The organism is Nostoc sp. (genome assembly GCF_036917935.1).
In the GTDB taxonomy this organism is placed as follows: domain Bacteria; phylum Cyanobacteriota; class Cyanobacteriia; order Cyanobacteriales; family Nostocaceae; genus Nostoc.
This window is the reverse complement of sequence record NZ_JBALEL010000003.1, coordinates 54,437-80,203: the sequence shown is the minus strand read 5'-3', so window position 1 is coordinate 80,203 and position 25,767 is coordinate 54,437. Positions and strand designations below refer to the sequence as shown.

Annotated in this window: 19 protein-coding genes; 10 read left to right on the top strand and 9 right to left on the bottom strand. The window is 41.5% G+C overall.

Annotated features, from left to right (window positions below; all coding sequences use genetic code 11):
- Positions 1-95: 95 nt before the first annotated feature.
- A complete protein-coding gene (locus V7K62_RS03150) occupies positions 96-1,151 on the bottom strand; it encodes a DMT family transporter (protein ID WP_334861604.1) in 1,056 nt (351 codons plus the stop codon).
- A gap of 256 nt (positions 1,152-1,407) precedes the next feature.
- Between V7K62_RS03150 and V7K62_RS03145 the strand changes: the two genes are divergently transcribed.
- Complete coding sequence (locus V7K62_RS03145; protein WP_334861602.1) at positions 1,408-1,770, top strand: hypothetical protein; 363 nt, start codon at positions 1,408-1,410, stop codon at positions 1,768-1,770.
- Positions 1,771-2,369: 599 nt separating this feature from the next.
- On the opposite strand, the gene V7K62_RS03140 is transcribed toward V7K62_RS03145, so the two are convergent.
- From V7K62_RS03140 to V7K62_RS03130, 3 genes are all read right to left on the bottom strand, one after another.
- Positions 2,370-3,224, bottom strand: coding sequence for an NYN domain-containing protein (locus V7K62_RS03140; RefSeq protein ID WP_334861600.1), 855 nt, complete (start codon positions 3,222-3,224; stop codon positions 2,370-2,372).
- Positions 3,225-3,320: 96 nt separating this feature from the next.
- Complete coding sequence (locus V7K62_RS03135) at positions 3,321-3,590, bottom strand: hypothetical protein (protein ID WP_334861598.1); 270 nt, start codon at positions 3,588-3,590, stop codon at positions 3,321-3,323.
- Positions 3,591-3,653: 63 nt separating this feature from the next.
- Complete coding sequence (locus V7K62_RS03130; protein WP_334861596.1) at positions 3,654-4,526, bottom strand: D-alanyl-D-alanine carboxypeptidase family protein; 873 nt, start codon at positions 4,524-4,526, stop codon at positions 3,654-3,656.
- A gap of 380 nt (positions 4,527-4,906) precedes the next feature.
- Between V7K62_RS03130 and mnmG the strand changes: the two genes are divergently transcribed.
- The 3 genes from mnmG (at position 4,907) to V7K62_RS03115 (ending at position 10,857) form a co-directional block, all read left to right on the top strand.
- Positions 4,907-6,829 carry a tRNA uridine-5-carboxymethylaminomethyl(34) synthesis enzyme MnmG gene (gene mnmG / locus V7K62_RS03125; RefSeq protein ID WP_334861655.1) on the top strand — a complete coding sequence of 641 codons (1,923 nt, stop codon included), beginning with the start codon at positions 4,907-4,909 and terminating at the stop codon, positions 6,827-6,829.
- 436 nt (positions 6,830-7,265) lie between these two features.
- Positions 7,266-8,627: a hypothetical protein gene (locus tag V7K62_RS03120; protein ID WP_334861594.1), complete on the top strand. Its 1,362-nt coding sequence runs from the start codon at positions 7,266-7,268 to the stop codon at positions 8,625-8,627.
- Positions 8,628-9,879: 1,252 nt separating this feature from the next.
- Positions 9,880-10,857, top strand: a complete 978-nt coding sequence (locus V7K62_RS03115) for a bestrophin family protein (protein WP_334861592.1) — start codon at positions 9,880-9,882, stop codon at positions 10,855-10,857.
- A 96-nt stretch (positions 10,858-10,953) separates the two neighbouring features.
- Here V7K62_RS03115 and V7K62_RS03110 read toward each other — a convergent pair whose 3' ends face one another.
- The 3 genes from V7K62_RS03110 to V7K62_RS03100 form a co-directional block, all read right to left on the bottom strand.
- A complete protein-coding gene (locus V7K62_RS03110; RefSeq protein WP_334861590.1) occupies positions 10,954-11,574 on the bottom strand; it encodes a hypothetical protein in 621 nt (206 codons plus the stop codon).
- Between the two features lie 129 nt (positions 11,575-11,703).
- Positions 11,704-13,068, bottom strand: coding sequence for a tRNA (N6-isopentenyl adenosine(37)-C2)-methylthiotransferase MiaB (miaB, locus tag V7K62_RS03105; protein ID WP_334861588.1), 1,365 nt, complete (start codon positions 13,066-13,068; stop codon positions 11,704-11,706).
- 605 nt (positions 13,069-13,673) lie between these two features.
- A complete protein-coding gene (locus V7K62_RS03100) occupies positions 13,674-14,633 on the bottom strand; it encodes an NAD-dependent epimerase/dehydratase family protein (protein WP_334861586.1) in 960 nt (319 codons plus the stop codon).
- Between the two features lie 394 nt (positions 14,634-15,027).
- On the opposite strand from V7K62_RS03100, the gene purD reads away from it, so the two are divergent.
- On the top strand, positions 15,028-16,305 hold the full coding sequence (gene purD / locus V7K62_RS03095) for a phosphoribosylamine--glycine ligase (RefSeq protein WP_334861584.1): 1,278 nt from the start codon (positions 15,028-15,030) through the stop codon (positions 16,303-16,305).
- A gap of 203 nt (positions 16,306-16,508) precedes the next feature.
- The gene (gene nblS, locus V7K62_RS03090) at positions 16,509-18,455 is read left to right on the top strand and encodes a two-component system sensor histidine kinase NblS (protein ID WP_334861582.1); all 1,947 of its coding nucleotides are present in this window, start codon (positions 16,509-16,511) and stop codon (positions 18,453-18,455) included.
- A gap of 320 nt (positions 18,456-18,775) precedes the next feature.
- Here the strand turns inward: nblS and V7K62_RS03085 are convergent, their stop codons facing one another.
- A complete protein-coding gene (locus V7K62_RS03085) occupies positions 18,776-19,147 on the bottom strand; it encodes a zinc ribbon domain-containing protein (protein WP_334861581.1) in 372 nt (123 codons plus the stop codon).
- 119 nt (positions 19,148-19,266) lie between these two features.
- Between V7K62_RS03085 and V7K62_RS03080 the strand changes: the two genes are divergently transcribed.
- Both V7K62_RS03080 and V7K62_RS03075 read left to right on the top strand, forming a co-directional pair.
- The gene (locus V7K62_RS03080) at positions 19,267-20,772 is read left to right on the top strand and encodes an AAA family ATPase (protein ID WP_334861579.1); all 1,506 of its coding nucleotides are present in this window, start codon (positions 19,267-19,269) and stop codon (positions 20,770-20,772) included.
- A 4-nt stretch (positions 20,773-20,776) separates the two neighbouring features.
- Entirely contained in the window at positions 20,777-21,754 is a 978-nt protein-coding gene (locus V7K62_RS03075; RefSeq protein WP_334861578.1) for a ComEA family DNA-binding protein, read from the top strand.
- A 127-nt stretch (positions 21,755-21,881) separates the two neighbouring features.
- Here the strand turns inward: V7K62_RS03075 and V7K62_RS03070 are convergent, their stop codons facing one another.
- Positions 21,882-22,829 (bottom strand): glycosyltransferase family 2 protein, encoded by a 948-nt coding sequence (locus tag V7K62_RS03070; protein WP_334861577.1) that lies wholly within the window; start codon positions 22,827-22,829, stop codon positions 21,882-21,884.
- Between the two features lie 631 nt (positions 22,830-23,460).
- On the opposite strand from V7K62_RS03070, the gene V7K62_RS03065 reads away from it, so the two are divergent.
- Positions 23,461-24,906, top strand: coding sequence for a DHA2 family efflux MFS transporter permease subunit (locus tag V7K62_RS03065; protein WP_334861575.1), 1,446 nt, complete (start codon positions 23,461-23,463; stop codon positions 24,904-24,906).
- Positions 24,907-24,999: 93 nt separating this feature from the next.
- Positions 25,000-25,749 carry an SDR family NAD(P)-dependent oxidoreductase gene (locus V7K62_RS03060; protein ID WP_334861573.1) on the top strand — a complete coding sequence of 250 codons (750 nt, stop codon included), beginning with the start codon at positions 25,000-25,002 and terminating at the stop codon, positions 25,747-25,749.
- Positions 25,750-25,767 lie beyond the last annotated feature (18 nt).

Below are 25,767 nucleotides of genomic sequence, written 5' to 3'. Positions count from 1 at the left end.
CTTTCTTCCCTGATGTCCCCTGCCCCTTAAATTTTGGATTTGCGGTTTTAGATTGTTCAATCCAAAATCTAAAATCTAAAATTCTTCCGCCTGCTTCAAATTCCCTTGAATCCCATACCAGTTTCTACCTGTTGCTGTGCTGGAGTAGAACTCACTTTGCCAGACGCAATGCTAGAAGTCTGACGCCAGGTACCAACTTGGCTCAAGAATATACCTACTAAAATCAAGCTACCACCAATATATTGGGGTAGCGTAGGGGCTTCACCCAAAATTAAATAGGCTGCTAGAATCCCCACAATTGGGCCAAATGAGCTAACTAGGGAAGCCGTAGATACAGTAGAAGTTTTCAAGCCTTTAATCCAAAAAGACTGACCTACCACCACAATCAACCCGCCATAGAGAAACATCCACTGCCACAAGAATGGTGAGAGAGCATCAGCGAAATGATCCCTGCCATAGAGGACTAAAGCAATGAGGAAAAAGATTACAGTTCCTAGTGCAGTCCGAAAAATACTATAGATTCCCAAAGGAATCTGCGAAAGGTGTTTCTTGCTAATAATCGTAGAAGCGGCTATGGCCACAGACCCGGCTGCGGCCAAAAGTTCCCCAATGCCTAAACCAAAACCTCCCATGTTCATCATGGTTGCTGTTGGAGGTTGAAGGATAATAGTTAGGATAACGCCAACAAAAGCTGCGATCGCACCGATAAATTCCCAAATATTTACCCGTTCCCTCAATAACCAGACTGATAAAGCCAGAGTTAGAGGCGGTTCCAAGCGTCCCACCAAAATGACATTGTTCACCCCTGTGAGTGCCAGTGCTTGGAAAATTAAGCCAGGGGCTAACGCTCCTGATAAAATAGCTACTGCCGTTAGACTGACCCAATCCTTCCTTGATATCTGCTTCAAAGTAGCTTTGTTCCACTGCCGCCCATAGATTAGGATCAGAAGTATCAAGGCGCAAAGGTTTCCCACGAATAAAACATTACACAAAGAAATCGGATTGCGATGGTCGATAAGATGTTGGGCACCAATTTCTGTTAGCTTCCGAGTAACGGCGCTAGATGCTCCAAAAATTAGCATTGCTAGCCAGAGATATGTTTGTCCCGAAATTCTATGGATTTGGCGATGTGGTCTTTTGGGTCTAGTCACAATAACATCACTGCAATGAAAGCATTGCTCATCATATTAAGTTACCCTCACGCACTTCAAAATGAGGTTTTGTTGAGAAAATACTTAAATTATCCTGTGACTTTGAGTAACCATGATTACCTGAGAAAATGCTGAGAATTAACTAAATTTTCTCAAGGGATAAATTCATGAAAATAGTAGCTTAGTTTCAATAGGCTCTCACTGCCACCTGAGATGCTTGGGATGTTCAGGATAAAACAAAGAAGAGAAGTAACAAATGAAACTCGCACCCTTACTTACAAGTGTAGCTTTGGTTGGTTTTTTCACAGTTTGGGACGCACCATTAAAAGCGATCAATCCGTTATTAGTGCAGGCATCAGCAGCCGAAGAAATGTCTGTAGCACAAAAACTAGACTTGCTTACTAAAAGTAAGGGTCAAATTGGTAGTGGCGATCAACTGCGTCGTTTCTTTTTTGGTGACTTGGAACCAATCGGTATTCAGCTAGGTGGTGCAGGTCACGTAGTTAACCTTTATAACAAAGCCAATGATGTCACATTCGCTTACTGTTCGCACTACGATGTGATTGTTGCCATTAAGAAAGGTAAGGTAACTAAATTTGAACCCAGTGAAGTGAAGTAATACTAAATTTACCTTCTAATTAATATTTTGCTAAGAGGTTGTTTGAAAAGTCCTCTTGTCGGTATCAAAACATTTGAGATCCCCCTAAATCCCCCTTAAAAAAGGGGGACTTTGATTCCGGTTCCCCCCTTTTTAAGGGGGGTTAGGGGGGATCAAAGTGCCTAAAATCGCAGCCAAATACTTTTCAAACATCCTCTAAAACCAGAGGAGAAATTTGATTGCATCTAGGTTACGATGTCTGACGACAAGCTATTATACGTCTACGCCCTGAATACAGTTCGGTTAAGCATTCTTCACTTTCCTTGTGGTCTGGGGATTGGTTTTGGGGTAAAGGGTAAAGGATGTATTCAAAACCTTTCCCCTTTAACCGAACCGTATTGTCTGCGCCCTAGCAAAAGTCTGATTTATTTCTCCATAAAAAGGCATTAAATTTCTTGCATAATAGCGTTTCCTAATCATACAAGGTACGTCATAGCCCCCTCCTCGCAAGCGGGGAGGGGGTTGGGGGTGGGGTTCTTGTATCTCACTCAACTGAGAACCGCTAAATCAGGTTAAGAGACAAAGGTAAAAAGATGAAATTTTATTTTTACCTTTGCCCTTTAACCTTTTTTAATTCTTTTTGCCAAAGGGAATTTCAAGTGAACCTCACTAATTACTTCATTAATTGGAATATCCTCTATTTTTGCTTGGGGAGGAGGTATCGGTATAAAGCGATCGCAAACCGATTTTAGAATACGATTAATTTGTACTTCGTAAGCACATCCAATTACAGTTTTTCCATATTCATGGAGCTTTTTAGCTAAAGCGGCAAAGGCACCATCACCTGAGACAATAACGAAAACTTGCAGTGTAGGACGACTCTGGCCTAATTCCATGACATCAATGGCTAGTTGCATGTCTGCTGCATTCCGTTTGTGACTATAATCAAAAATTTGTATTGCTTCAATGCCAAGTTCTTGAATCTCATTCTTGAGTAGCCTCAATCGAGAATCACTCCAGTCAGCATAAGCGCATTGGATAGCAATTTTATTAACTAAGGTAGTGTTTTCCAGATTTGTTTGAATTTGTTTCAGAGAAAAATTTAAGTTGGGGTTGCTTCTACCCATTGTTAAGTTTTCAATATCATAGAAAATAGCTGTGTTAAATTGCTCAGGATTCGGCGAAATGTTAGCTGTAGTAGTAAACTGCTCTACACGAATCTGACGCTGCTTTAACTCTTTAAACTCAGCTATTAAAGACGTTATTTCTTGTGTTGACTCGGAACTTACTACTCCCTGTTTTAACTGCGTAATTGTTGTTTTTAATTCATTTAATTGCAGCTTTGCTTGTTGTAATTGTTCTTGCAATTGCTCAGTTAATACATTGATTTGAGTCTGACTTTGGAAAGTCTGTTCTCGGAGTTCACCAATGGTTCTAGAGAGAATTTGCTGGTGTTGCTGATAAGCTGTTACCAAAGCTTGCTGGACGATATCCCATTCTTTAGGAAAAGCCTCATGGGTAACAATCGGTAGAACTGTTTCATAACCAGCGATGTCTACGACGGGCTACGCCTACGCAATTTGCAAATTACTAGCAAGGTTCCCTTGTTCAAACTCTTGAATAATGCTACTCAGTTTGATAATTACTCTAGCTAAATTAATAGCAATAGCAGGTTCTTTAGCAAAGCGATCGCTTACCCATTTTCGCAACATTAAAGCTAAATTATCGTTGAGTTTACTTAAGTTATGTTGCAGAATTGGATATATTTCCTGATTTTGATAAGTCGCTCTTAGTAAATCAATTAGGAAGTTTTGCTCCTGGTTAGTAGCTTCATTTGGCATAGCTAAATCCCTGACAATATATCTTTTAGGTTAGTATTCCCAAGTTTTCATGATATTGAACAATCAAAGTGGCGTAATCCAATAAGTAATGCCTTGAATAGCTTGTTTATTAAAGCCAAACAGAGGTAAATTATCTTCAGCTAAACCCACATAAGTCCAATGTGGAACATCGTTTTCTACAGTTTGAAACCAACCATTTTGATTAAGAGCTTTTCTTTGTTGTTGATTATATACACGTAAATCAATTGCTAATCCCCAGAGATGTTGTGAAGTTCCGGGAGGTGCAACTAAACCGAGAATTTTTGTTTCTTTACCTTGTTGAACTTTTGCTAAAACTCGATCGTTAGCATATTTGTGCCAAAATCTTAAATTCGTGTTGAAAGTGCGAGTACAATCACCAGAACCATAACCAGATTTTAGCGGAATTTGTTGCTGGATTCGCGCTTTATTTAAAGCATCAGCCGCCGATTTTTGTAAATAACAGTCGTTAGTGCCATCAACATGACCCATTGTTAAAGTAGCTTGAAATTCTTGGGTTTCTTGTTCATTGGCAAAGATATCTTTTTGCGGCAGTTTAATCCCAATATCTGGATTTACGAATACTGCACCATAGCTTCGCAGCAAAGTATATTCATAAGTACCAGGCTGGGGAATTGTGGGTAATTTTCTCGCGATCGCAGATAAAAAACGCTGTTGATTATTTAATTTTGGATCGGGAAGAAATGGTTCTGATGTTGTATTTTTAGAGGTATCTGTACAAGGTAATGAATCATTGCTCAAGCATCCGTTTAATGGTTGGGTAGTTATCGCAACTTTATGGTGAGTAATCTCATTGCTAGCTACTAATACAAAAATCATCAAGATAACTATACTGATGAAACTTGTCTTTCTGATAAGTCTAGGAATATTTCTTTGATTTCTGAGGGTGAGTTTCATTTTTAAATAATTGCTTAGTTGATTCAAGAATAAAATTAATCAGCTTCTGGTAAATTGATCAGTTAAAACCACAGATAATTCATCGGTGTTGAACTATAAACTTATAGAAGTTAGATAAAATATCTAATATATACCAGGGGAAAATTAATTTAGGTTAATAGCTAACTATCTGAACAATAGCTGTGATCAACCAACCGGAAAGTTGTCATAAATTTTAAAAAAGATTATATTCTTTACTTAATACTCAAGTTAAAAAATGGAAAATTGCCTTTAATTGAGTACTAGTAAATTTGATAACTTTTTTATCAGAAAGATACATCCATGAAATCACTGGAACAGTTAAAATTGAAAAGAACTCTCAGCTTGCTGATCCTGTAAGTATGACCATGCACAATTCCGTTGAATTCCAAGACGCTTTTGATGTCATAGTCGTCGGTGCAGGTCACTCCGGTTGCGAAGCAGCTCTCGCCTCTGCACGCCTCGGTTGTCGTACCTTGCTATTGACGCTCAACTTAGATAGAATCGCTTGGCAACCTTGTAACCCAGCAGTGGGTGGCCCGGCCAAATCTCAGTTGACTCATGAGGTAGATGCACTCGGCGGCGAAATTGGTAAAGTAGCAGACCGCACCTATTTGCAAAAACGTATCCTCAACTCTTCACGGGGGCCTGCTGTTTGGGCATTACGCGCCCAGACGGATAAGCGCGAATATGCAGCAGTGATGAAAAGTATTGTCGAGAATCAAGAAAACTTGACAATCCGCGAAAGTATGACAACAGATTTGGTTCTGGGCGCTAACGGTGAAGTCATCGGCGTTGAAACTTATTTTGGTGTGGGGTTCCAATGTAAAGCAGTCATCTTGACAACTGGCACCTTCCTGGGAGGCAAAATTTGGGTTGGTAACAAATCAATGCCAGCCGGACGCGCTGGAGAATTTGCAGCTGAAGGATTGACACAAACCCTAAATCGCCTGGGATTTGAAACCGGCAGACTTAAAACTGGAACTCCCGCACGGGTAGATAAGCGATCGGTAGATTACAGTAAAATGCTCATCCAGCCAGGGGATGAAGATGTGCGCTGGTTCAGTTTCGACCCAGATGTGTGGGTAGAACGGGAACAAATGCCTTGCTATATCACCCGCACAACCGCCGAAACTCATCGCTTAATTCAGGAAAATTTACACCTGTCGCCAGTTTATGGCGGTTGGGTGGAAGCCAAAGGGCCGCGTTATTGTCCCAGTATTGAAGATAAGATTGTCCGCTTTGCCGATAAGGAAAGCCATCAAATCTTTATTGAACCGGAAGGAAGGGATATACCCGAACTTTATATCCAAGGGTTTTCTACAGGTTTACCAGAAAATTTGCAACTGCACATGTTGCGGACTCTCCCCGGTTTGGAAAAATGTGTGATGCTGCGTCCGGCTTATGCTGTGGAATATGACTATTTACCAGCAACTCAGTGTTACCCCACACTGATGACTAAGAAGATTGCGGGGCTGTTTTGTGCTGGGCAGATTAACGGCACCACAGGTTATGAAGAAGCCGCAGCCCAAGGGCTGGTGGCGGGAATTAACGCAGCTCGATTTGTTCGCTCTCAAGAAATGATTGTGTTTGCCCGCGAGCAAAGTTACATTGGGACGCTAGTTGATGACCTGTGTACAAAAGACCTGCGAGAACCTTACCGGATGCTTACCAGTAGGTCAGAGTATCGATTGCTATTGCGTTCTGACAATGCCGACCAACGCCTGACACCCTTGGGGCGGGAAATTGGTTTAATTGACGATCGCCGCTGGGATATGTTTACCAAAAAACAGGGTAACATTACCACAGAAAAACAAAGATTGCAAGTCACACGAGTTAAAGAACATGATGAAATTGGAATAGCGATCGCATCTGATACCCAGCAATTAATTAAAGGTTCAATTACCCTCAACGACTTACTGCGGCGTCCGGGATTCCATTATGTTGACCTCGACAGGTTTGGACTGGGAAACCCCAACCTCAACCGCGCCGAAAAAGAAGGTGCAGAAATTGACATCAAGTATTCTGGCTATCTTGCTAGGCAACAAAATCAGATTGACCAAATTGCCCGCCAAGCGCACCGCCAGTTACCTGGGGATTTAGACTACACAACAATTGATACTCTTTCCAAAGAGGCACGGGAAAAGCTGACTCACGTAAAACCACTCACCCTTGGTCAAGCTGCACGTATAGGTGGTGTAAACCCAGCGGATATTAATGCCTTATTATTATATCTAGAATTGCGTAGAACTAAGAGCCAGTCACAGTTTCCAGCGTTAGCTTAACACAAACTTGATAAAGACTGAGTATAGTAGTAGGGAGGGAGATTGGTATGATAGATGACATAAACATTAGTACTGGCATCATCAACAATCCCCAGATGAAAGTTGAGTTTAATACCAACACTCAATCAACTCATCTCAATAAGATGGGGGATTGGATGTTTCATGATTCAGGAGGCAGGAGGCAGGAGTAACCCACGCGCAACTGCATAGGATTGAAGCAAGACCGGAGGCGGAGCGGCTTTGTGCTTTGTATCTCGCCAGACGCGTCTCAATACAATTCTTTTTTTAAACAGGGTAATGACCCAAAACTAAAGTTTTTATTCATACTTCTTTCCTCCAGCAAGAACTGCCCTCTACCTACTGCCTCCTCTCATAATCCTAATTTCCAGGCAGTAGGGGCGGCGTTTCCCCGTCCTAGCAACAACCCAGAACGTCTATGTTACAAGAAGCCAGCACCCGTCTCATAGTACCAGAACCATCAGAAGACTTAATCACCAACGAGCCTTGGTCGATAGAAAACTATGCTGATGGCCTAATGGATGAACTCTTTGCCGATATCGACTACATTCTGGATGTTAGTGGTAATCTGCCTTCTCAAACTGTTAGGCACAGTAGTCAGAACAAATCAAGCCACTCTGTTGCTGGGGTTTGTGCCCAAGCTCAACACCAATCGCCTCCAGAATACGTACCTCTCCAAACAGTTACAATACCACAGATTATCTTACCGAACACCCTGAATCAAGCAGTACAGTCAGTTGCTCAAGATAACCACAAGCAATTGAGTACCCTTCTATTTGACACCACCACCATTAAACCAGTTACTAGAAAGCGTCAGAAAACTAGACTGGCTTTGGGCAAACTGCTGATTGTGGGAACAACTTTAGGCGTGGCGATCGCTGGTATGATCTACCTGGTGCAGTCTGGAGTCGTATATCTTTTAAATACCAAATTGCCCGAGTCAGCGCTTCTAGTGCCGCAACCACAATCACAGTTGCCCGTAAAACCAGAAATTGAGGCAGAGTTAGTTGACTATATGCTCCAAGCACTGGCAGTTATAGATAAGCAAGGGGTAAAAAGCAATCAAAAATCTTTCAGTCCAGGATTCTCCAGTCAGGCAAATACTAACCAAATAGCCCTTGGTCGTGAGCAAGCAACTGGTAATCTACCAGCACTTCCACTTCTAGCTAACAATATACCACCAGCCCCCAACCGTTCTGGAAGCGTTGTTGAGCGCATCTACGTCCCCGTTTATCAAGCGCCGTCGCCAATGCGCTATGCCCTTCCAGCAATTCCTGGGACTCCCATACTCATACCACAAGTTGCCAATGTATTGCAGCGATCTCAACCTAATGTTGTGAAAACTGCCCTGAATACAGTGCGACAAGCTGGCAAGCCTGTAACTGTCAATATGTTAGCTGCGGCTGTACGAGCCGAACTCAAACCTGTAGCTGGACGAACTGCACCCATTACCGTGCGGCAAACACCTAAGCCTCTACCTGCATTACCAGTAGTTGCATTGCGTGCTGCACTCGCACCAGAGTCAGAACCAACTATTACCCAGGAACAAGTATATCCGCCAACTGCGATCGCAGTTACTCCGAGTAATACCTTAGAGGGATTGCTAGAGTTGGGCAACAAATCTGCCGCTTTGTTTAAAATCGATGGCGTGACTCGCCGCATCAATATGGGTGAAAGCATCGGCTCAAGCGGTTGGACATTAGTAGAAGTCAGCAATGGCGAAGCAGTCATCCGGCGTAACGGCGAAGTGCGATCGATTTACGCAGGCCAGAAGTTGTAAAAGTTTTTCTGTCAGCAACTCTTGCACGCACTCAAATATTGCAATGATAAACTCTAAGTTGCACTCTCGATCATATTTTCCTAATTATACCGTTTAACGAAATAGCTGATACAGATAGATAGGTAGGGCGTACAGATGTACGCCCTACAGCCGATTTATGTGTTGCCAATATTTGGGGAAATAGTATTACTTAGAGGATGTTTGAAAAGTCCTCTTGTCGGCATCAAAAATTTTAGATCCCCCTAAATCCCCCGATAAATTGGCGGACTTTGATTCCAGTTCCCCCCTTTTTAAGGGGGGTTAGGGGGGATCTCAAAGTGCCTAAAGTCATAGCGAAACACTTTTCAAACAACCTCTTAGAGAAAATTAAAAGTTTATATCAATTAGTTATAATAGATGCAGTTAATATTTATTAAACTGACTGACAAGTTTGGTATTTAAATAATTGTTAACTAAATCATCTATTAACGACATAGTTTTGTCCTCTAAAAAAGTCTTAAAATACTAATTAAAATTGAGAGTCTCAGCACCTCGACTTCTTATATAAGTCGCAGTTCTAGGTGTTATAGAATAATTTAAATAGAATGAGTTAATTTTTTCTATATAGCGTTTCCTAATCATCTAAGAGGTTGTTTGAAAAGTCCTCTTGTCGGTATCAAAATATTTTAGATCCCCCTAAATCCCCCGATAAATTGGGGGACTTTGACTCCGCTTCCTCCCTTTTTAAGGGGGGTTAGGGGGGATCAAAGTGCCTAAAATCACAGCCAAATACTTTTCAAACATCCTCTAAGGTACAAGAACCCCTCCACGAAACAGTGGGGAGGGGTTCTTGTACCTTATTCAACCGATAACCGCTATAACTTTGGTCTGTCCAGCAAAAAAAACTGCATTAATTATTAACCCAAGTGCGATCGCGCTGTCAATGATAAAAAGTGAGTATTTACTCGAAAAAATCTATATTTTGCTTAATTCTCTGACAAATAAGTTAGATATCACGAATTTTAATTTTAACTAATATAAGAATAAATCCAAGTTGATGGTGAAGAGTTGGAAGACTATTATCAATTTACATACCTAAAGAGGGTTCACAGAAATAAATTTCAATGCTAGAACTATAACTTATGTTTATGATAGTTGCACGATGTTTGCTATTTGGAAACCTACGTCTTACACATATCTTGCTTAAGCAAGATATACTTGGCTAAAAAAGAAAGTTAGTTTGCTAATTGATCTAATCGTCAACCTTATCAATATGAAACAACTTAAATATTTTCAAAATAATTCTAAAAACTCTTTAAGAGAAAAGTATCATCTTTACAAAGGCGAAAAATTGAACTGGCTTCAAGTAACTCTTCGCCTTGAAAGGTCAATTCTTTCGATCATTCTTCCTTGGGTACTTTTTTGTACTCTCTATGGTACTTTAATATCATTTTTCTATCATTTAGGATTACCAATAGCATTTTCAGATTCTAACAGTATTCTGACTAATGCTGTTTTAAGTTTTAATATTGGTTTTACATTACTATTAGTTTTTCGGACGAATACAGCCCATGATAGATTTTGGGAAGGTCGTCAACTATGGGGAGCTTTAGTTAATACATCTCGTAACTTAACTCGTGGTATTTGGATAATAGTTAAAGAAAAGACACCCCAAGATAGAGTAGAGAAAGAGGCAATAGTTCGGTTAGTAACTGCTTTTGCAGTTGCAATGAAGTTACATCTCAGATCAGTGCCTTTAGACACTGAGTTAGCATCCTTAATGTCTGAAAAACAATATTTACAACTCCAAAATACTAGTCATCCCCCACTACAAATTGCTTATTGGATAGGAGATTACTTGCAGTATCAGCATGACCAGAATGGTCTAAATGTCTATCAACTAACTACTCTACATAACTGTGTAGACGATTTAGTAGATATTTTAGGTGGTTGCGAACGCATTTTAAAAACGCCACTGCCTTTGATATATACTATTAAACTCAGACAACTGTTATTAATTTTTTGTCTGATATTACCTTTGGAAATTGTTAGCCTTTTGAATTGGTGGACTGGTATAGCAATGGCTTTTGTAAGTTTTACACTATTAAGTATTGAACAAATTGGCTCAGAAATTGAAGAACCTTTTGGGCTTGATCCCAATGACTTACCTTTGAATGCTATTTGCAATACAATCTCAAACAATGTGGAAGAATTGATCAGGCTTGCTTCTAACAATGTTCGTTCTTATTAAATCTATCAACAAGTTTTACCAAATAAATTTCTGATGATAAGGGGAAATTTTTCCTTTATTAAACATAGATAATACTTGGCTGAAAAATGCAATCGCTTAATAAATGTTTCGCCAGGCTTTTACCGTCTCTTTGCCAATTTCGCTATCAACAGTTTGACCTCCTTCCAAGACTAGTCTGATGTCTAAGTTCTCATCTGGAGCATTTTTCAAAGCAGTGGCTAATTCTCGACTGACAGCAAACGTGCCGGTCGAACCGTCTAATTTAAAAACTTTTTCCCTCACCTTGAGCAACAGTTTATCGACTTTTTTGGTAGTGACAAACCTAAGAAAGTCAGGTCTGGGATACAGATGACCTGCGGTGTAGAAAGATGAACTTGCTTGACCGGAATTTACTGTTACCAGTACTCGAATACTTGAAGGAGTCCACAAACTAATAACTTGCTTTGAACCCTCACGGTACAAATAGCCACCTAAAGAGTTGCGGTCGAAAACCCCAAGAAACTCCCCTTCAAAGGGGTCAACAATTCTCACAGCTTTCGACCAAGGCACATTCATATCGGGGGACAGTCCTGCTGATTTCACCACTGGCAAATCGCTTGATGCTTGAGCAAAACTAGCTACCTCTTGAACAGTGAAAGCAGCACCAAGTTGAGGGGAAAACACAGCCAAACTAGCCCCAAAAAGAAGAACTGAAATCGTCTGCGGTAACTTCATCATGAGTCAGGGGTACAATCTTTAAAAATAATAATCGGATAACCCTTATTAGTCATCCCCTGCAAGATTTGTTGATGGCGCTGGTAAGTCCAGGGACATGAACAAATCTCAAAGGGGTATTTCAACTGCTTCTTACTGCAAAACGGTTTGCCTCATTTCAACTGGTTTACCCGTCAAGCTAAAAGGGCGAACTTCGGTAATTTTTACCTTCACCAACTGCCCTTTGAGTTCTTTGATGTTGCCGCTAAAAAAGGTCAAACGATTACCGCCAGTACGTCCCATCACCTGGGTTTGATCTTTAGGATTTTGGTCTTCTACTAAAACTTCTTCAATACGTCCAAAGTAACGTTGCGATCGCTCTGCTACTTTCAAGTTTCCCAGATGATTGAGCCGTTGCAAGCGATCGCTTTTAATTTCTTCACTCAGTTGATTGTCCCACAAAGCGGCAGGTGTCCCTGGACGTGGCGAATATGCTGCTGTATTCAACATATCAAAGCCAATATCTTCCACCAGTTTCAGGGTATTTTCAAACTGTGCTTCTGTCTCCCCAGGGAAACCGACAATCACATCGGCACTAATGGAGGCATCTGGCATATACCGCCGAATGGTATCGATAATCCGGCGATATTTCTCATGGGTATAACCCCGCGCCATCGCCTTTAAAAGTTCATTATCCCCAGATTGAAAGGGAATGTGGAAGTGTTCGCAGACCTTGGGCAACTCAGCACAAGCTTGAATTAATCTCTCCGTAAAATAACGGGGGTGACTAGTAGCAAATCTTAATCTTTCAATCCCCGGCACATCATGGACGTAATAAAGCAAATCTGTAAAGTTGTGCAGATGCCGACCTTCTGGTGTCACCCCAGCTAAATCTCTGCCGTAAGCATCAATATTTTGACCGAGTAGAGTAATTTCTTTGTAACCTTGCCGTCCTAATTCTTCCATTTCAGCCCGGATAGCTGACGGCGTGCGAGATTGTTCGACACCGCGCACATTCGGAACTACGCAATAGGTGCAGCGTTCGTTACAGCCATAAATCACATTCACCCAAGCTGTTACTGTACTATCCCGTCGCGGCTGGGTGATATCTTCAATAATGTGAACTGCTTCAGTTGCTACAACTTGGTTGCCCTCAAACACCGACTCCAGCAAATCTTTCAGACGGTTGGCATGTTGTGGCCCCATTACCAAGTCTAATTCTGGCACTCGCCGCAACAGCGCTTCGCCTTCTTGCTGGGCAACACAACCAGCAACAATCAGGGTTAAATCAGGCTGCTCATGTTTGCGCTTCGCTTGTCTGCCGAGGTAGGAATACACCTTTTGTTCAGCATTATCCCGAATTGTGCAGGTATTGTAGAGAATCAAATCTGCATGATTCGGGTCTTGGCACCACTCAAAGCCCATATCTTCCAAAACGCCAGCCATGCGCTCTGAGTCAGCTTTATTCATCTGACAACCGAAAGTAGTGATGTGATAGTGGCGTTTAGAAGTGGTCATGGGCAATTATGCTTAATCAGCGTAATGTTATGTAAGGTTTATTTCTATTCTATAACGCTCTTAACCGGCTTCAGAAATGCTGAGTAACTCTTGAGAGAAACGGGCGGGTTTAAATAATTTCAATATAAAAACCTCAAGAATTTACAAACTGCAAGCATTAGCGGCGATCAAATTCGCCCTCTTTCTCCAGAATCTTGATGTCATAGTTGCCAAAGAAATCTCTTGCTGATAATTAGGGTATGTGAACCAAGAATAGTAGACTGTCAAGATTGATTTAAGGTAAGGGTTTGTAGAAATGCTACTACAAACCACTCCCATAAGTTAATTTACGGTACTCAATAGTAGTATTTAGTTGTCAAAAATGCTTTTTTTGGGTTCGTATAACTTAGAGGATGTTTGAAAAGTCCCAGAAGGTATAATTTTGCCGTTCTGACTTGGGTTAACTCTGACGAAAAATCGAGGTTTTAGCCATGTACTTAGATACTTAGCTGTGCTAATTATGAAAGCAAAACACCCTTTTAAAACATCCTCTAAGGGCAAAACTCCTATCAATAGGATTTGCATAACAAAAGTAAAGGTTAAAAAAATGAGGGGGATGAAGAAAATTAGAAAGATAGGGAATACAAAGATTTAATCCACTCCCATTCCTGCGTCAAACCCTCTCTCAGGGAAACTTGCGGCTGATATCCTAAAAGTTTCTCCGCTTTCGATACATCAGCAGCCGTGTGGCGGGCGTCTCCCATCGCCTTTTCTATGTGGTTTCTTTTGATAGGTTTCCCGACAATTTCTTCAATCGTATCTAAGACTTCTGCTAAAACTACCCTGCTACCGCCACCAATATTAAAGATTTCTCCCACTGCTTCGGGTGCAGTAGCGGCGGCTAAATTGGCGGCGACGATATCACTAACAAAGGTAAACTCCCGCGTTTGCTGGCCATCCCCATAAATCGGAATTGCTTCATCCTGCAAAATGGATTTAAAGAACTTATTAAATGCCATATCCGGGCGCTGTTTGGGGCCATAAACTGTGAAATAGCGCAAGGTTACACAAGGTACACCAAAATTTTTGTGATACAACTCACACAAAAACTCCGCTGCTAGCTTCGTAATGCCGTAAGGAGAAACTGGTTGAGGACAAATTCTCTCATGGGTAGGTAATGTTTCTGCATCACCATATACACTCGATGAAGAGGCAAACACTAACCTTTTCAGGTCTTTAGCATCCTTCGCTGCTTCTAGCAAAACTTGTGTAGCGTTAATATTTCGTTCTGTATAACCTCGAAAAGCTTTACCCCAACTTGCTCTAACCCCTGCTTGGGCCGCTTGATGGTAAACTACATCAACATCTTTTAGGAGTTGCTGCCAATCTAAAAATTGCATATCTCCTTCAATTAATCTAAAGCCAGGTGACTGATGTAAGTGTGCAACATTTTTAAACTTTAACATCGGATCGTAGTAATCGTTGAATTCATCAATCCCGATCACTTCTTCACCTTGTTGCAGCAATGTTTCTGTAAGATGAGAGCCAATAAAGCCAGCGGCTCCAGTAACAATAATTTTAGCCATGTTGCCTATTTTTTGATATTTTCATTAATTTCCATATTCACAGGTTAATACTTATAATCAATAATCGTCATTACATGAAGATGATTTTTTTACTCAATTATTTCCAACTTGAAACAAATCATCATAAATACTTAACCATTGTAATTATATTGCCAGCATCTCCGTATATTTATGGAATTATTGCGCTTAATAACATTTATAATTGTAGTAATTCCCGAAATTGGATTTTAAGAATAAATACAGTAAAAATTCAATAGCTATATTTATACTTGCCCCTGCTCCTCAGCCTTTTTAGTCATGAGGGGGCTTGCATAAGTGTGAGAATTAATGAAAAAATTGATCCGCGAGAGCCGCCAAGGTATTGTCGTTTGATCAGGGACGCACGAGGAAATCAGTGAAAGTTTTAGTTGTAGGTAATGGGGGACGCGAACACGCTCTGGCATGGAAACTGTTGCAATCTAAGCAAATTGAGCAAGTTGTCTGTGTACCAGGGAATGGGGGTACAGCAAGTATGGAACGTTGCCAGAACTTGCCCCTAGCAGTAGATGATTTTGAGGGGATGAGCCAATATGCTCTAGAATATGGCATAACTCTGGTAATAGTTGGGCCAGAAGTCCCATTGGCGAAGGGAATCACAGATTACCTCCAAGACAAAGGATTGATGGTATTTGGCCCAGTCAGAGCCGGAGCGCAAATTGAGGCGAGTAAAGCTTGGGCAAAAGCCTTGATGCAAGAAGCAGGGATTCCGACGGCACGGGCTGCGGTATTTACGGAGGCAACAGCAGCAAAATCTTACGTCAAATCTCAGGGAGCGCCAATTGTCATCAAAGCTGATGGCTTGGCGGCTGGTAAGGGTGTAACGGTAGCTGAAACAGTAGAACAGGCAGAAAGTGCCGTTGATGCGATTTTTCAGGGACAATTTGGCAGTGCTGGTGAGTTTGTTGTCATTGAAGAATGTTTAATTGGGCAAGAGGTGTCAGTTTTAGCGTTAACGGATGGGTTAACAATTCGACCCTTGCTGCCCGCTCAAGACCATAAGCGGATTGGTGAGAGCGATACAGGGGAAAATACTGGTGGAATGGGAGCATACAGCCCAGCACCCATCGCTACGCCAGAGTTGATGGCACGCATTCAAACAGAAGTCTTAGAAAGAGCGATCGCCACCTTACGAGCTAAAGGCATTGATTACCGAGGCGTGCTGTATGCTGGGTTAATGATTGCACCCGATGGCAACTTCAAAGTTTTGGAATTTAACTGTCGCTTCGGCGATCCCGAAACCCAGGTAATTTTGCCACTATTAGAAACACCCCTAGAGGAATTGATTCTAGCCTGTGTACAGCAGCGATTAAGTGAATTGCCGCCCATTGCTTGGAAAGGCGGAGCATCTGCCACTGTTGTTGCAGCTTCCGGTGGTTATCCAGGAGAATATAAGAAAGGCCAGGTGATTACTGGCATTGGGGAGGCAGAAGCAACGGGAGCAACTGTATTTCATGCAGGTACGAAATTGAACCAACAACAAGAAGTAGTGACAGATGGGGGTCGAGTATTAAATGTGACTGGAATCGGAGAAAATTTTCAGCAAGCGATCGCCCAAGCATACGCAGGGATCAAATATATTCAGTTTGAGGGGATATATTATCGGAGAGATATCGGTTATAGAGTTAAGAGTTAGGAGTCATTCAATTTGAGATTTTGAATTTTGGATTGAAGGAGAAATCTAAAATCGGCAGAGTCAGGAATTGGAAGTTACTCCCAATACCCCATACCCAATGCCCCATACTCCATTCCCCCTTCCCCTAACATATTTGTCAAATTAACTGTTAATTTTTTAGTTGTTGGGCTTTATAACAAAGACTACTAACAACTTTATTTAAGATGCTAAGTCTGTTACAAACAATTCGACATGTAATCGCTAGTTGGTGGTCGGAGTTCACCCTCCAGACCAAACTGCTGGCTGTGGCCACAATGGTAGTTTCGTTGGTGATGAGTGGTCTGACCTTCTGGGCTGTGAATACAATTCAGCAGGATGCGCGGATGAATGACACCCGCTTCGGTCGTGATTTGGGGCTGCTGCTTGCTGCCAATGTTGCTCCCCTAGTCGCTGATAATAATCTGACAGAGGTTGCCCAATTTTCCCAACGCTTCTATAGCAGCACCTCTAGTGTGCGTTATATGCTCTACGCTGATGAAACTGGGGAAATCTTTTTTGGCATTCCCTTTTGGGAAGCTGAGGTAAAAAACTCCCTCACCATTAAACGGCGGATACAACTGCCAGAAGATTACCCTGGTGATGGGGAAAAGCCGATGGTGCGGCAACACACAATCCCAGATGGGATAGTCACCGATGTATTTATTCCCCTGATCGTCAATAAAAAATACTTAGGTGTATTAGCGATCGGGATCAATCCCAATCAGACTGCTGTTATCTCCACCAATTTTACCCGCGATGTCACCATTGCCGTTTTTATCACAATTTGGGTAATGGTGATTTTAGCAGGAGTAATTAACGCCTTGACCATCACCAAGCCCATTAAAGAACTGCTGGTGGGGGTGAAGCAAATTGCTACCGGGAATTTCAAGCAGCGCATTGATTTACCTTTAGGGGGCGAACTGGGGGAGTTAATTTTAAGCTTTAATGAAATGGGAGAGCGATTAGAGCGTTATGAAGAACAAAATATTGAGGAACTGACCGCAGAAAAAGCCAAGCTAGAAACTCTAGTTTCAACGATCGCAGATGGTGCCGTGTTGATTGATAACAACATGCAGGTGATTTTAGTCAACCCCACAGCAAAGCGAATTTTTGGCTGGGAAGCCGCTAATGTGGTAGGAGACAATGTGTTACATCACTTACCCCCAGCGGTACAAATCGAAATTACCCGTCCCTTGTACGAAATGGCAGCAGGGGAATGCGAAAGCGCCGAATTCCGAATTTTTATTAACCAACCTATCCCACGGACGATCCGCATTCTCTTGACTACAGTACTCAACCTGCAAAGAGAAAGCATCAAAGGTATTGCGATTACTATCCAAGATATAACCCGTGAGGTGGAATTAAACGATGCAAAAAGCCAATTTATCAGCAACGTTTCTCACGAACTGCGAACACCTCTATTCAACATTAAAACCTATATTGAAACCCTGCACGACTACGGCGAAGACTTAGCTTTACAAGAACGGCAAGAGTTTCTGCAAACTGTCAACAATGAAACCGATCGCCTAACCCGCCTAGTTAACGATGTTTTGGATTTGTCAAAACTAGAATCTGGTCGCCAGTACAACTTCGATGGGGTCGATTTAGCCCAAGCGATCGAGCAAACCCTGCGTACTTACCAACTCAATGCTAAAGATAAAGGTGTTGAACTCCTTCAAGAAGTTGCTCCTAATTTGCCGCTAGTAATGGGTAATTATGATCTATTAGTACAAGTGTTTGGCAACCTGATTGGTAATGCCCTTAAATTCACCAAAGCCGGTGGTAAAGTAGCAATCCGCGCCTACCAACTAGATTTCATACCCAATCATACCCAATCTGCTCCAGTGCGGATTGAAATTTCCGATACTGGAATTGGCATCGCTACAGAAGACCAACACTCAATTTTTGAACGCTTCTTTCGCGTAGAAAACCGAGTTCACACCCTAGAAGGCACGGGTTTAGGTTTATCGATTGTCAGAAATATCATCGACAGACATCGTAGTAAAGTCCATCTAGTGAGTGAAGTCGGCATTGGCACCACTTTTTGGTTCGACTTAGCCGCCTTTGAGGAAAAAGCGCCACCGATACAAGTTGAACCTATTGCAGAAGCATCTAAAATCATCACAGCTTGAAGACAAGGGACTGGGTAAGGGGCATTGTTTTCTATTTTTGACCTCACTTCCATTCCTCTCTCCTAAAAGGAGAGAGGCTTTGAATTCTTACTCCCCAACGCTACAAGGGTTGGGGCTGGGGGTTAGGCATTGGTGTCAACTTAAGCTGAAAGCCTTTTCAAATCTCGTTCCCAGCCCAGAGACTGGGAACGAGACAACGAGACAATCTTTAAAAGCTTGTTCTAGACTGGCTTTTATCTTAAGTTGACACGCATGGGGGTTAGGTCTGTATTGAACTCAACACAGAAGCGCTATATTCCCTATTCCCCAGAAAACACAAATCAAGCTCTTAATATAACGAACAACAAACAGACCAATAATAAACCTAATAGCAACAGCAAAGACTGATTGCGTTTTACCCAACTTTTCACAGTTACTGCAAAACTGTTAGTGTAACGCTGCTGTTGCAACTCTAACTTTGTCTCTTCAATATTTTGGTAGAGGGTACAGTCTTTGGCGTAGGGACGTTGGGGAAAATTGCAAGTATTATCAGCCTGATATGTGCAAGTGTCGCATAGATACCCGTCCCCAGTGGCGCGGTGCAATGGAATACCGGGATGACCGTAAGCTTTGAGTGTTGTCCGGCAATAGGGACAATTAATAGCTTGACTATCAACGAGTTGATGGCAGTGGGGACAAGATACAGTAGCCAAAACCTTTAGCGCAAATAGGTTAAGTAAACACTTTGATTCTAGCCATTCTTGGATTTTACTAACAACAGAGGCAAAAATTTTTACAAGGGAGAAATTAGCAGATAGAATTGTAAAGTTGGATGCCTCTCGGTGCTAGTATGATTGCTGACTATGGCTCGACCCTGCAAAAGATTTTTCAAGCGATCGCCCCAAATAGTAACGAATCCGATATAGAGCAAAAGGTAGTAGTTCCCCTCTTGCATATCCTTGGTTACAGCAATACCGATTGGCAGTCTCAAGTGGTAATTCTCCAATCTAAGCTTGACTTCCTAGTGGGTGAACCAGATTCTGCTTTAACAAAACCTGCCTATTTAATTATTGAAGTTAAAGCACCCAGTAAAAACATTGCCCGCAGCGTTTGGCAAATTAACAACTATATGCGCCACACTGGAGCTGTTATCGGACTGTTAACCAATGGCTATGATTTTCGTATACTTTATAACTGTAACGAAAAAATTACAACAGTTGTAGAGTATTCCCAAGCCACACTTATTCATAAATATAGGTCATTTTACAAAATTTTATCCAAAAAAACTTATTTAAACTTTACTTCTACTTTGTATAAAAATCAACAAAATATTAGGTTACAGTTTTTAAATTTAATCTCAAAAGAGGTGCAACAAGAAGATATGTTTGGCTTATTCAACAAAGCTAAAACTTCTCCCATTCCAACACAGCAAACCAGTGAAGAAAAAAAATTAGTTTCAGAAACTAAGGAGGAACGCAAATCGATGATTATTACTGTATTTAATAACAAAGGTGGCGTAGGTAAAACTACAACGACTATCAACCTTGCGGCTGCTCTCAATAAGCTAGGTAAGCGAGTGTTGCTGATTGATATTGACGCTCAAGCTAATCTAACAATGGGATTAGGAATAGATCCTTTAGATGATCTTGAAAAACAAGGTAAAAAGGATATCACCCATCTGCTGACTGAACCAAGAACTAGCTTAGAAGAAACGATTATTCATAAAAAATGGGATGATGTTGAACTAGATATTGTTCCATCTCACATTCGTTTGAGTTATATGGAAGCTACGCTAATTAATACACCGGATATTGATCGTGTATTAGCCAAAAAGCTTAACAAATATCGCAATCAATATGATTATATCTTAATTGACCCACCGCCATCATTTGGCAAAGCTAATACTATTTCACTGATGGCTTCTTCTGGAGTATTAATTCCTACCCAGTTAGCTCCTTATCCCATCCGGGCATTAGAGTACGTGATTTCAAGAGCCATTGCACTTGATGAATCCAAAGATGAATCACTGCCAATTTTGGGAATAGCAGTCAGTATGTACAATAGAGCTGCAAATAAGGTTGCTTTAGCTATGACTCAGCAGATTTTTGATATTCTATCAAAGAATCCTGAAAGTAAAAATATAGAGTTATTCCCCCAAGAAACATGGATTCCAAGCCTGAGCATAGTTTCAACTACACCTAATAAAGGGTATCCAATTTGTTTCGCAGAATTTGATAAAGAATTAAATTCTAAAGATAAAGAAGCTGCACAGGATGCTTTTAACTGCTATATGAAACTAGCTAAACATTTAATTTCTCTGACTAAGGAAAAGGAGTAGAAAAATGAATAGTGCAGAACGTCGCGATCGCATTGTTGAGTATTTACGCATCAAGTCAATCTCCCACGGACAAGTTTACACTTTTCAAATTGCTGTACCAGAGTCTGAAGTTTTAGAAGTTCCTTCTGAAAAACGCGAATACTTAAGGAATAGCCTTACTCAACAAGGTACTAACTTAATTCCTCTGATTGTGCGTCGTACTGAGGCATACAGTGAAGAAGAAGAGTACGAAGTTGTCTATGGTGCTGATTGGTGTCTTGTTGCTAAAGAACTTGACATTGAGAAACTCTGGGTTTGGGTCTTTGATATGACCGATGAACAAGCTGCTGCTGCTAAAGAAGAAATGCAGCAGTTACTAGGGTTTCCCGATTCTATTCCTGTAGTATTACCATCAGTTTCTGAAGACACAGAATCAACTCAAACAATAGTTGAACAGCTTGATAAATCTTTTCGACAATTAGCAACAACGCTAAACCAAAAGATTGAGCAAATTGCTGTGTCCGTAAAAAAAATAGAAACACATAATAGCCATGAAACAGATATTTATAACAAAATAGAAATTCTTACTCAAAAATTAGAAATTCTTACTCAAAAATTTGAACAACCTGCCACATACGTTAAAAAAACTGAGGAACCTGAAAGTAAGCAGACAATAACTGAGAATGAAACTGAGAGTTTTACTAAGCAACTTGAACAACTTGCTCAATCTGTCAAAAAGATTGAAAGTTTTATAAACAAGTTGTCTGAAGTTGACCCAGGAAGGTTAGTTACAGGAGATAACAAGATTAACCTTAACATTATTAAAACGGCTCAAGAATTAGAAAAATACAAAATACCACAAATAGGGTCTAAGACAGCGGAAGCAATTATTAGACTACGCGAGCGTAAAGGCAAACTTCAATCACTCACAGACCTAATGGAAGTAAAAGGAATTACTCCAACAAAACTTAAAGTATTTGATGCTTACCTATTTTGTGAATAAGTCATTGCCTACTATTTGCGATCTTTGTCTACGCCTCTCTCTGCCTGAGCAATTATCCATTAATAATCACGTACTTGATAAAAAAGGCGGATGCCTGCGACGTAATGTACCAAAGCACTCTCATAGCCTAACCCCGCACCTGTCGCAGTGCATTAAATGCCTTACCTCGCAACCCAACTGGTAACAGCGATAATCCTAAACCAGTCCAAGCTTTAGCAGTTGAAAAAGATTTTCCTGCCAAAACTAGCTCTCTACCTTTTTGCGTTTCCCCCTTTTCAATTAAACGCAAACCTAATAATAATTGCGTTTCAGTTAGACGATTTTTCCTGATTGTCTCTAATTTTTCAGACTCAAACTTATAACTTTTTAAATACCGCATTTTATCAAATAAATAAGGAATGGCTCGATTAATACCTTGCTGCTCTGCATGGTAGCGATATTCCATCAATAATTCTGGTAAGTAATAGCCCTTTTTCCCAGCCAAAGCCAGACGCACAAATAAATCATTATCCTCACAATTTTGCAGATTTGGCTGCATATATCCTAACTCTTGCAATGTTTGACGGCGAAATAATGTCGCCCCAACTTGAAAGCTTTGCTGAATAAATACGACTTCCAACAAATTATCTACAACACCTGCTGCTAAATTCTTTCTACCCCAGCGATGAGTATTTTCTTGAGTTTTTGCCTCATCCCGCACATTGTTAATATCAATGATCCAATGATCTGTACCAACAAAATCAATGCTGGAGTCTTGAGCAAGAATAGCTGCGGTACTTGCGATAAAATTGGGTGTTAGCCGATCGTCATCATCAAATTTAATAAAATATTCACCACTGGCAGCATCAAAGCCAGAGCGCATATTATTACTTTTACCAATATTTTCCAGATGACGGATATATTTAATCCGGTGGTCTGTGTACTGTGATATCAACTCAGGTGTGCGATCGCTAGAACCGTCATCACAAATAATTAGCTCAAAGTCTTGCTCAGACTGATTCAGCACACTGTCAATGGCATAAGGGAGGAGATGAACACGATTAAAAGTAGGAATGCAAACAGTAATTTTAGCCATACTAGATACTAATAACTGGGCAAGAAGGAAGCTATTTTGGTTAATTGGGATGATACTAATACTATGCGCTGTTTGTCTGCATTGGCAAAACCCGTGCTGTGGTATGGCTTTTCTCAAAAATGCCCCGTGCCCTTGAGCATTCCATTAAAACACATGGCGGTGTACCAGTAATGAGAGTGTCAAAGATACTTATTTACAGTTGCAGATGTGACTTTAATAATTGACATTTCCTATTCCCTATTCCCTATTATCTCTAGAGCTTGCTTCTTAAACTTGTCTATGATAATTTGCTAACTAGGATTAAAACAGTAAATCTATCAAGTTACCGTATTTTGTTGAATACTATCGTTGATATATCGCAAGGAGCGCGGAGTTAAGAGTATCCAGGTACTCTACCAAATATATGAGAAGTAGAAAAACCAGTCTTGAGGATTGAGAAGTCGATGCCTGGAATCAACTTTAATTTTCCAAGTGAGCCAGAGCATTTGTGATGAACGAAGCGCCTGCTGCGATCGCTGTCAACAAAATCGCCAACGTTAGGGATGGAAACTGGTAGTGAGGATAGCACCCTACAATGAATATACGTATGCAAACTATTCACAACCGTAAAGTCAAAGGCGGAGGCTAAACGTTGGCACAATTCCAAGCACAACCTCTGACTTTATCAGCCTCTCAAAAAAATTGGGTCTTACTCGGTGTCGGACTTGGGGTGTTCATGTCTACCCTAGATGTGGGCATCATCAATGTTGCTTTGCCCACATTGGTGAAAGCCTTTGGCACTAGTTTCCCTAAGACCCAATGGGCTGTATTGAGTTACCAGTTGGTCAGTTCCGGTTTAGTTTTGGGAGCAACGCGTCTGGGGGATATGTGGGGTAAGAAGTCCTTATACCAAGGGGGACTGGTTCTGTTCACTTTCAGTTCGCTATTGTGTGGTTTTGCACCTAGTATTGAGTGGTTGATCGGCTTTCGGGCACTTCAAGGACTAGGTGCTGTGTTCATCTCTGGGCTTGGTTTGGCAATTATCACAGAAGTTTTTCCCTCTTGGGAACGAGGTCGGGCTGTTGGCGTCATCGGTAGTGTAGTGTCACTGGGAATTGCTTTTGGCCCTTCTGCTGGCGGACTGCTCTTAAGCTGGTCAGGCTGGCATAGTATATTCTTCGTCAATGTACCCCTGGGGATCATAGCTAGTTTCTTAGTAGCTAGGGTAGTGCCACCTTCTGTACGCATTCAGGGCAAACAGAAATTTGACTTTTTTGGAGCCATATTTGCTTTATTGACTCTGGCTAGTTTTGGGCTGGGTATGACGCTAGGGCAAAGCGAGGGCTTTAGCAGTATCAATGCATTGGTATTATTAGCGATCGCCGCCGTGAGTTTCACGACTTTTTTGGTAGTTGAAGCGATCCTAGAGCAACCACTACTAGAGCTAAAGCTGTTTCGCAATCTTCAGTTGAGTATGGGTTTGCTAAGTGGCTGGCTAGCATTCATTGTTATTGGCGGTTCGCTACTGATCGTCCCTTTCTTTCTAGAGAGCGTCAAGCATTATCCGACGGTAAAAGTAGGGCTGTTACTAGCTGTGTCACCTGTACTGAGTGGATTAATTGCCCCCCTAGCTGGAATACTTTCAGACCGCTTTGGCGCTCGACTGATCAGTTCAATTGGGCTGGGGTTGATGATTGGTGGCTGTCTGGGCATTAGCACCTTTGATGCTCAAATTACTGAGCTAGGCTATGTATCACGCTATTTTATTTACGGCATTGGTCTGGGTTTATTCCAATCGCCCAACAACAGCACTGTTATGGGAACAGTACCGAGGGAGCGGCTAGGGATTGCTTCTGGGCTGCTGTCTTTGTCACGTACTTCAGGGAACACCGTAGGAGTTTCTCTAATTGGGGCAGTATTTGGAGCGTTAATCGCTAGCATGTCTGCGGGTGCAGATGTCTCTGTTGCCCCTCCTGATGCGATCGTTGCGGGGTTCCAAGGAACTTTTCGCTTTGCAGCCCTAATACTATGTGGGGCAGCAGTTGCATCCGTTTTGAGGATCAGTAAAAGGCAGGGGGTAGGGGAGCAAGAATTTTAGATTTTGGATTTTAGATTGAAATTTAATCCAAAATCCTCAATCCAAAATCGAATTGCCCCATACCCAATTATCAATTATTAAGGAGTTAGATAAATGACAGGTAAATTAGAGGGAAAAGTAGCAATTATCACTGGAGCTTCAGCAGGAATTGGAGAAGCAACTGCGATCGCCTTGGCTTCAGTTGGAGCAACAGTAGTACTCGCTGCTAGGCGTGGCGATCGCATTCAGGCATTAGCAGAACGGATAGAATCTAGTGGTGGCAAGGCATTGCCTATTGTCACCGATGTGACTGATGAAACCCAAGTAAATAACTTGGTGGCAAAAGCAAATGCAGAATTGGGAAGGGTCGATATCCTGATCAACAATGCCGGGATTGCCTTACTCGGCACTATTGAAGCTGGAAATAGCTCAGACTGGCGGCGATCGTTTGACCTTAACGTATTAGGACTGCTATATGCTACTCATGCAGTTTTGCCTCTGTTGAAGGCGCAAAAATCGGGGCATATAGTCAATATCTCCTCAGTGGCTGGCCGGACAGCGCGGGCGGGTGTTGGTGTTTATAATGCTACCAAATGGGGTGTTAATGCTCTCTCGGAAGCATTGCGCCAAGAAGTCCACAAGGACAACATCCGCGTTACTATTATCGAACCTGGTTTGGTGGATACGGAAATTGACAACCAAATTACCGATCCCGTTGCTAAACAACGGATTCAAGAACGACGCAAGTCAATTGAACCTCTACAAAGCGAAGACATTGCTGCTGCCATCGTTTACGCCCTCACGCAACCGCCGCGCGTTAATGTCAACGAAATCCTCATCCGACCAACAGGACAAGAACATTAAAATAAAAAATGCCAAAAT

What these genes read in the sequence shown, in the direction of transcription:
- V7K62_RS03080 (WP_334861579.1), top strand. Translation starts at nt 19,267, where the DNA reads ATGCCTCTCGGTGCTAGTATGATTGCTGACTATGGCTCGACCCTGCAA.
- V7K62_RS03100 (WP_334861586.1), bottom strand. Translation starts at nt 14,633, where the DNA reads ATGGCTAAAATTATTGTTACTGGAGCCGCTGGCTTTATTGGCTCTCAT.
- V7K62_RS03075 (WP_334861578.1), top strand. Translation starts at nt 20,777, where the DNA reads ATGAATAGTGCAGAACGTCGCGATCGCATTGTTGAGTATTTACGCATC.
- miaB (WP_334861588.1), bottom strand. Translation starts at nt 13,068, where the DNA reads ATGACCACTTCTAAACGCCACTATCACATCACTACTTTCGGTTGTCAG.
- V7K62_RS03060 (WP_334861573.1), top strand. Translation starts at nt 25,000, where the DNA reads ATGACAGGTAAATTAGAGGGAAAAGTAGCAATTATCACTGGAGCTTCA.
- V7K62_RS03145 (WP_334861602.1), top strand. Translation starts at nt 1,408, where the DNA reads ATGAAACTCGCACCCTTACTTACAAGTGTAGCTTTGGTTGGTTTTTTC.
- V7K62_RS03130 (WP_334861596.1), bottom strand. Translation starts at nt 4,526, where the DNA reads ATGAAACTCACCCTCAGAAATCAAAGAAATATTCCTAGACTTATCAGA.
- nblS (WP_334861582.1), top strand. Translation starts at nt 16,509, where the DNA reads ATGCTAAGTCTGTTACAAACAATTCGACATGTAATCGCTAGTTGGTGG.
- V7K62_RS03115 (WP_334861592.1), top strand. Translation starts at nt 9,880, where the DNA reads ATGAAACAACTTAAATATTTTCAAAATAATTCTAAAAACTCTTTAAGA.
- mnmG (WP_334861655.1), top strand. Translation starts at nt 4,907, where the DNA reads ATGACCATGCACAATTCCGTTGAATTCCAAGACGCTTTTGATGTCATA.
- V7K62_RS03070 (WP_334861577.1), bottom strand. Translation starts at nt 22,829, where the DNA reads ATGGCTAAAATTACTGTTTGCATTCCTACTTTTAATCGTGTTCATCTC.
- V7K62_RS03120 (WP_334861594.1), top strand. Translation starts at nt 7,266, where the DNA reads ATGTTACAAGAAGCCAGCACCCGTCTCATAGTACCAGAACCATCAGAA.
- V7K62_RS03110 (WP_334861590.1), bottom strand. Translation starts at nt 11,574, where the DNA reads ATGATGAAGTTACCGCAGACGATTTCAGTTCTTCTTTTTGGGGCTAGT.
- V7K62_RS03135 (WP_334861598.1), bottom strand. Translation starts at nt 3,590, where the DNA reads ATGCCAAATGAAGCTACTAACCAGGAGCAAAACTTCCTAATTGATTTA.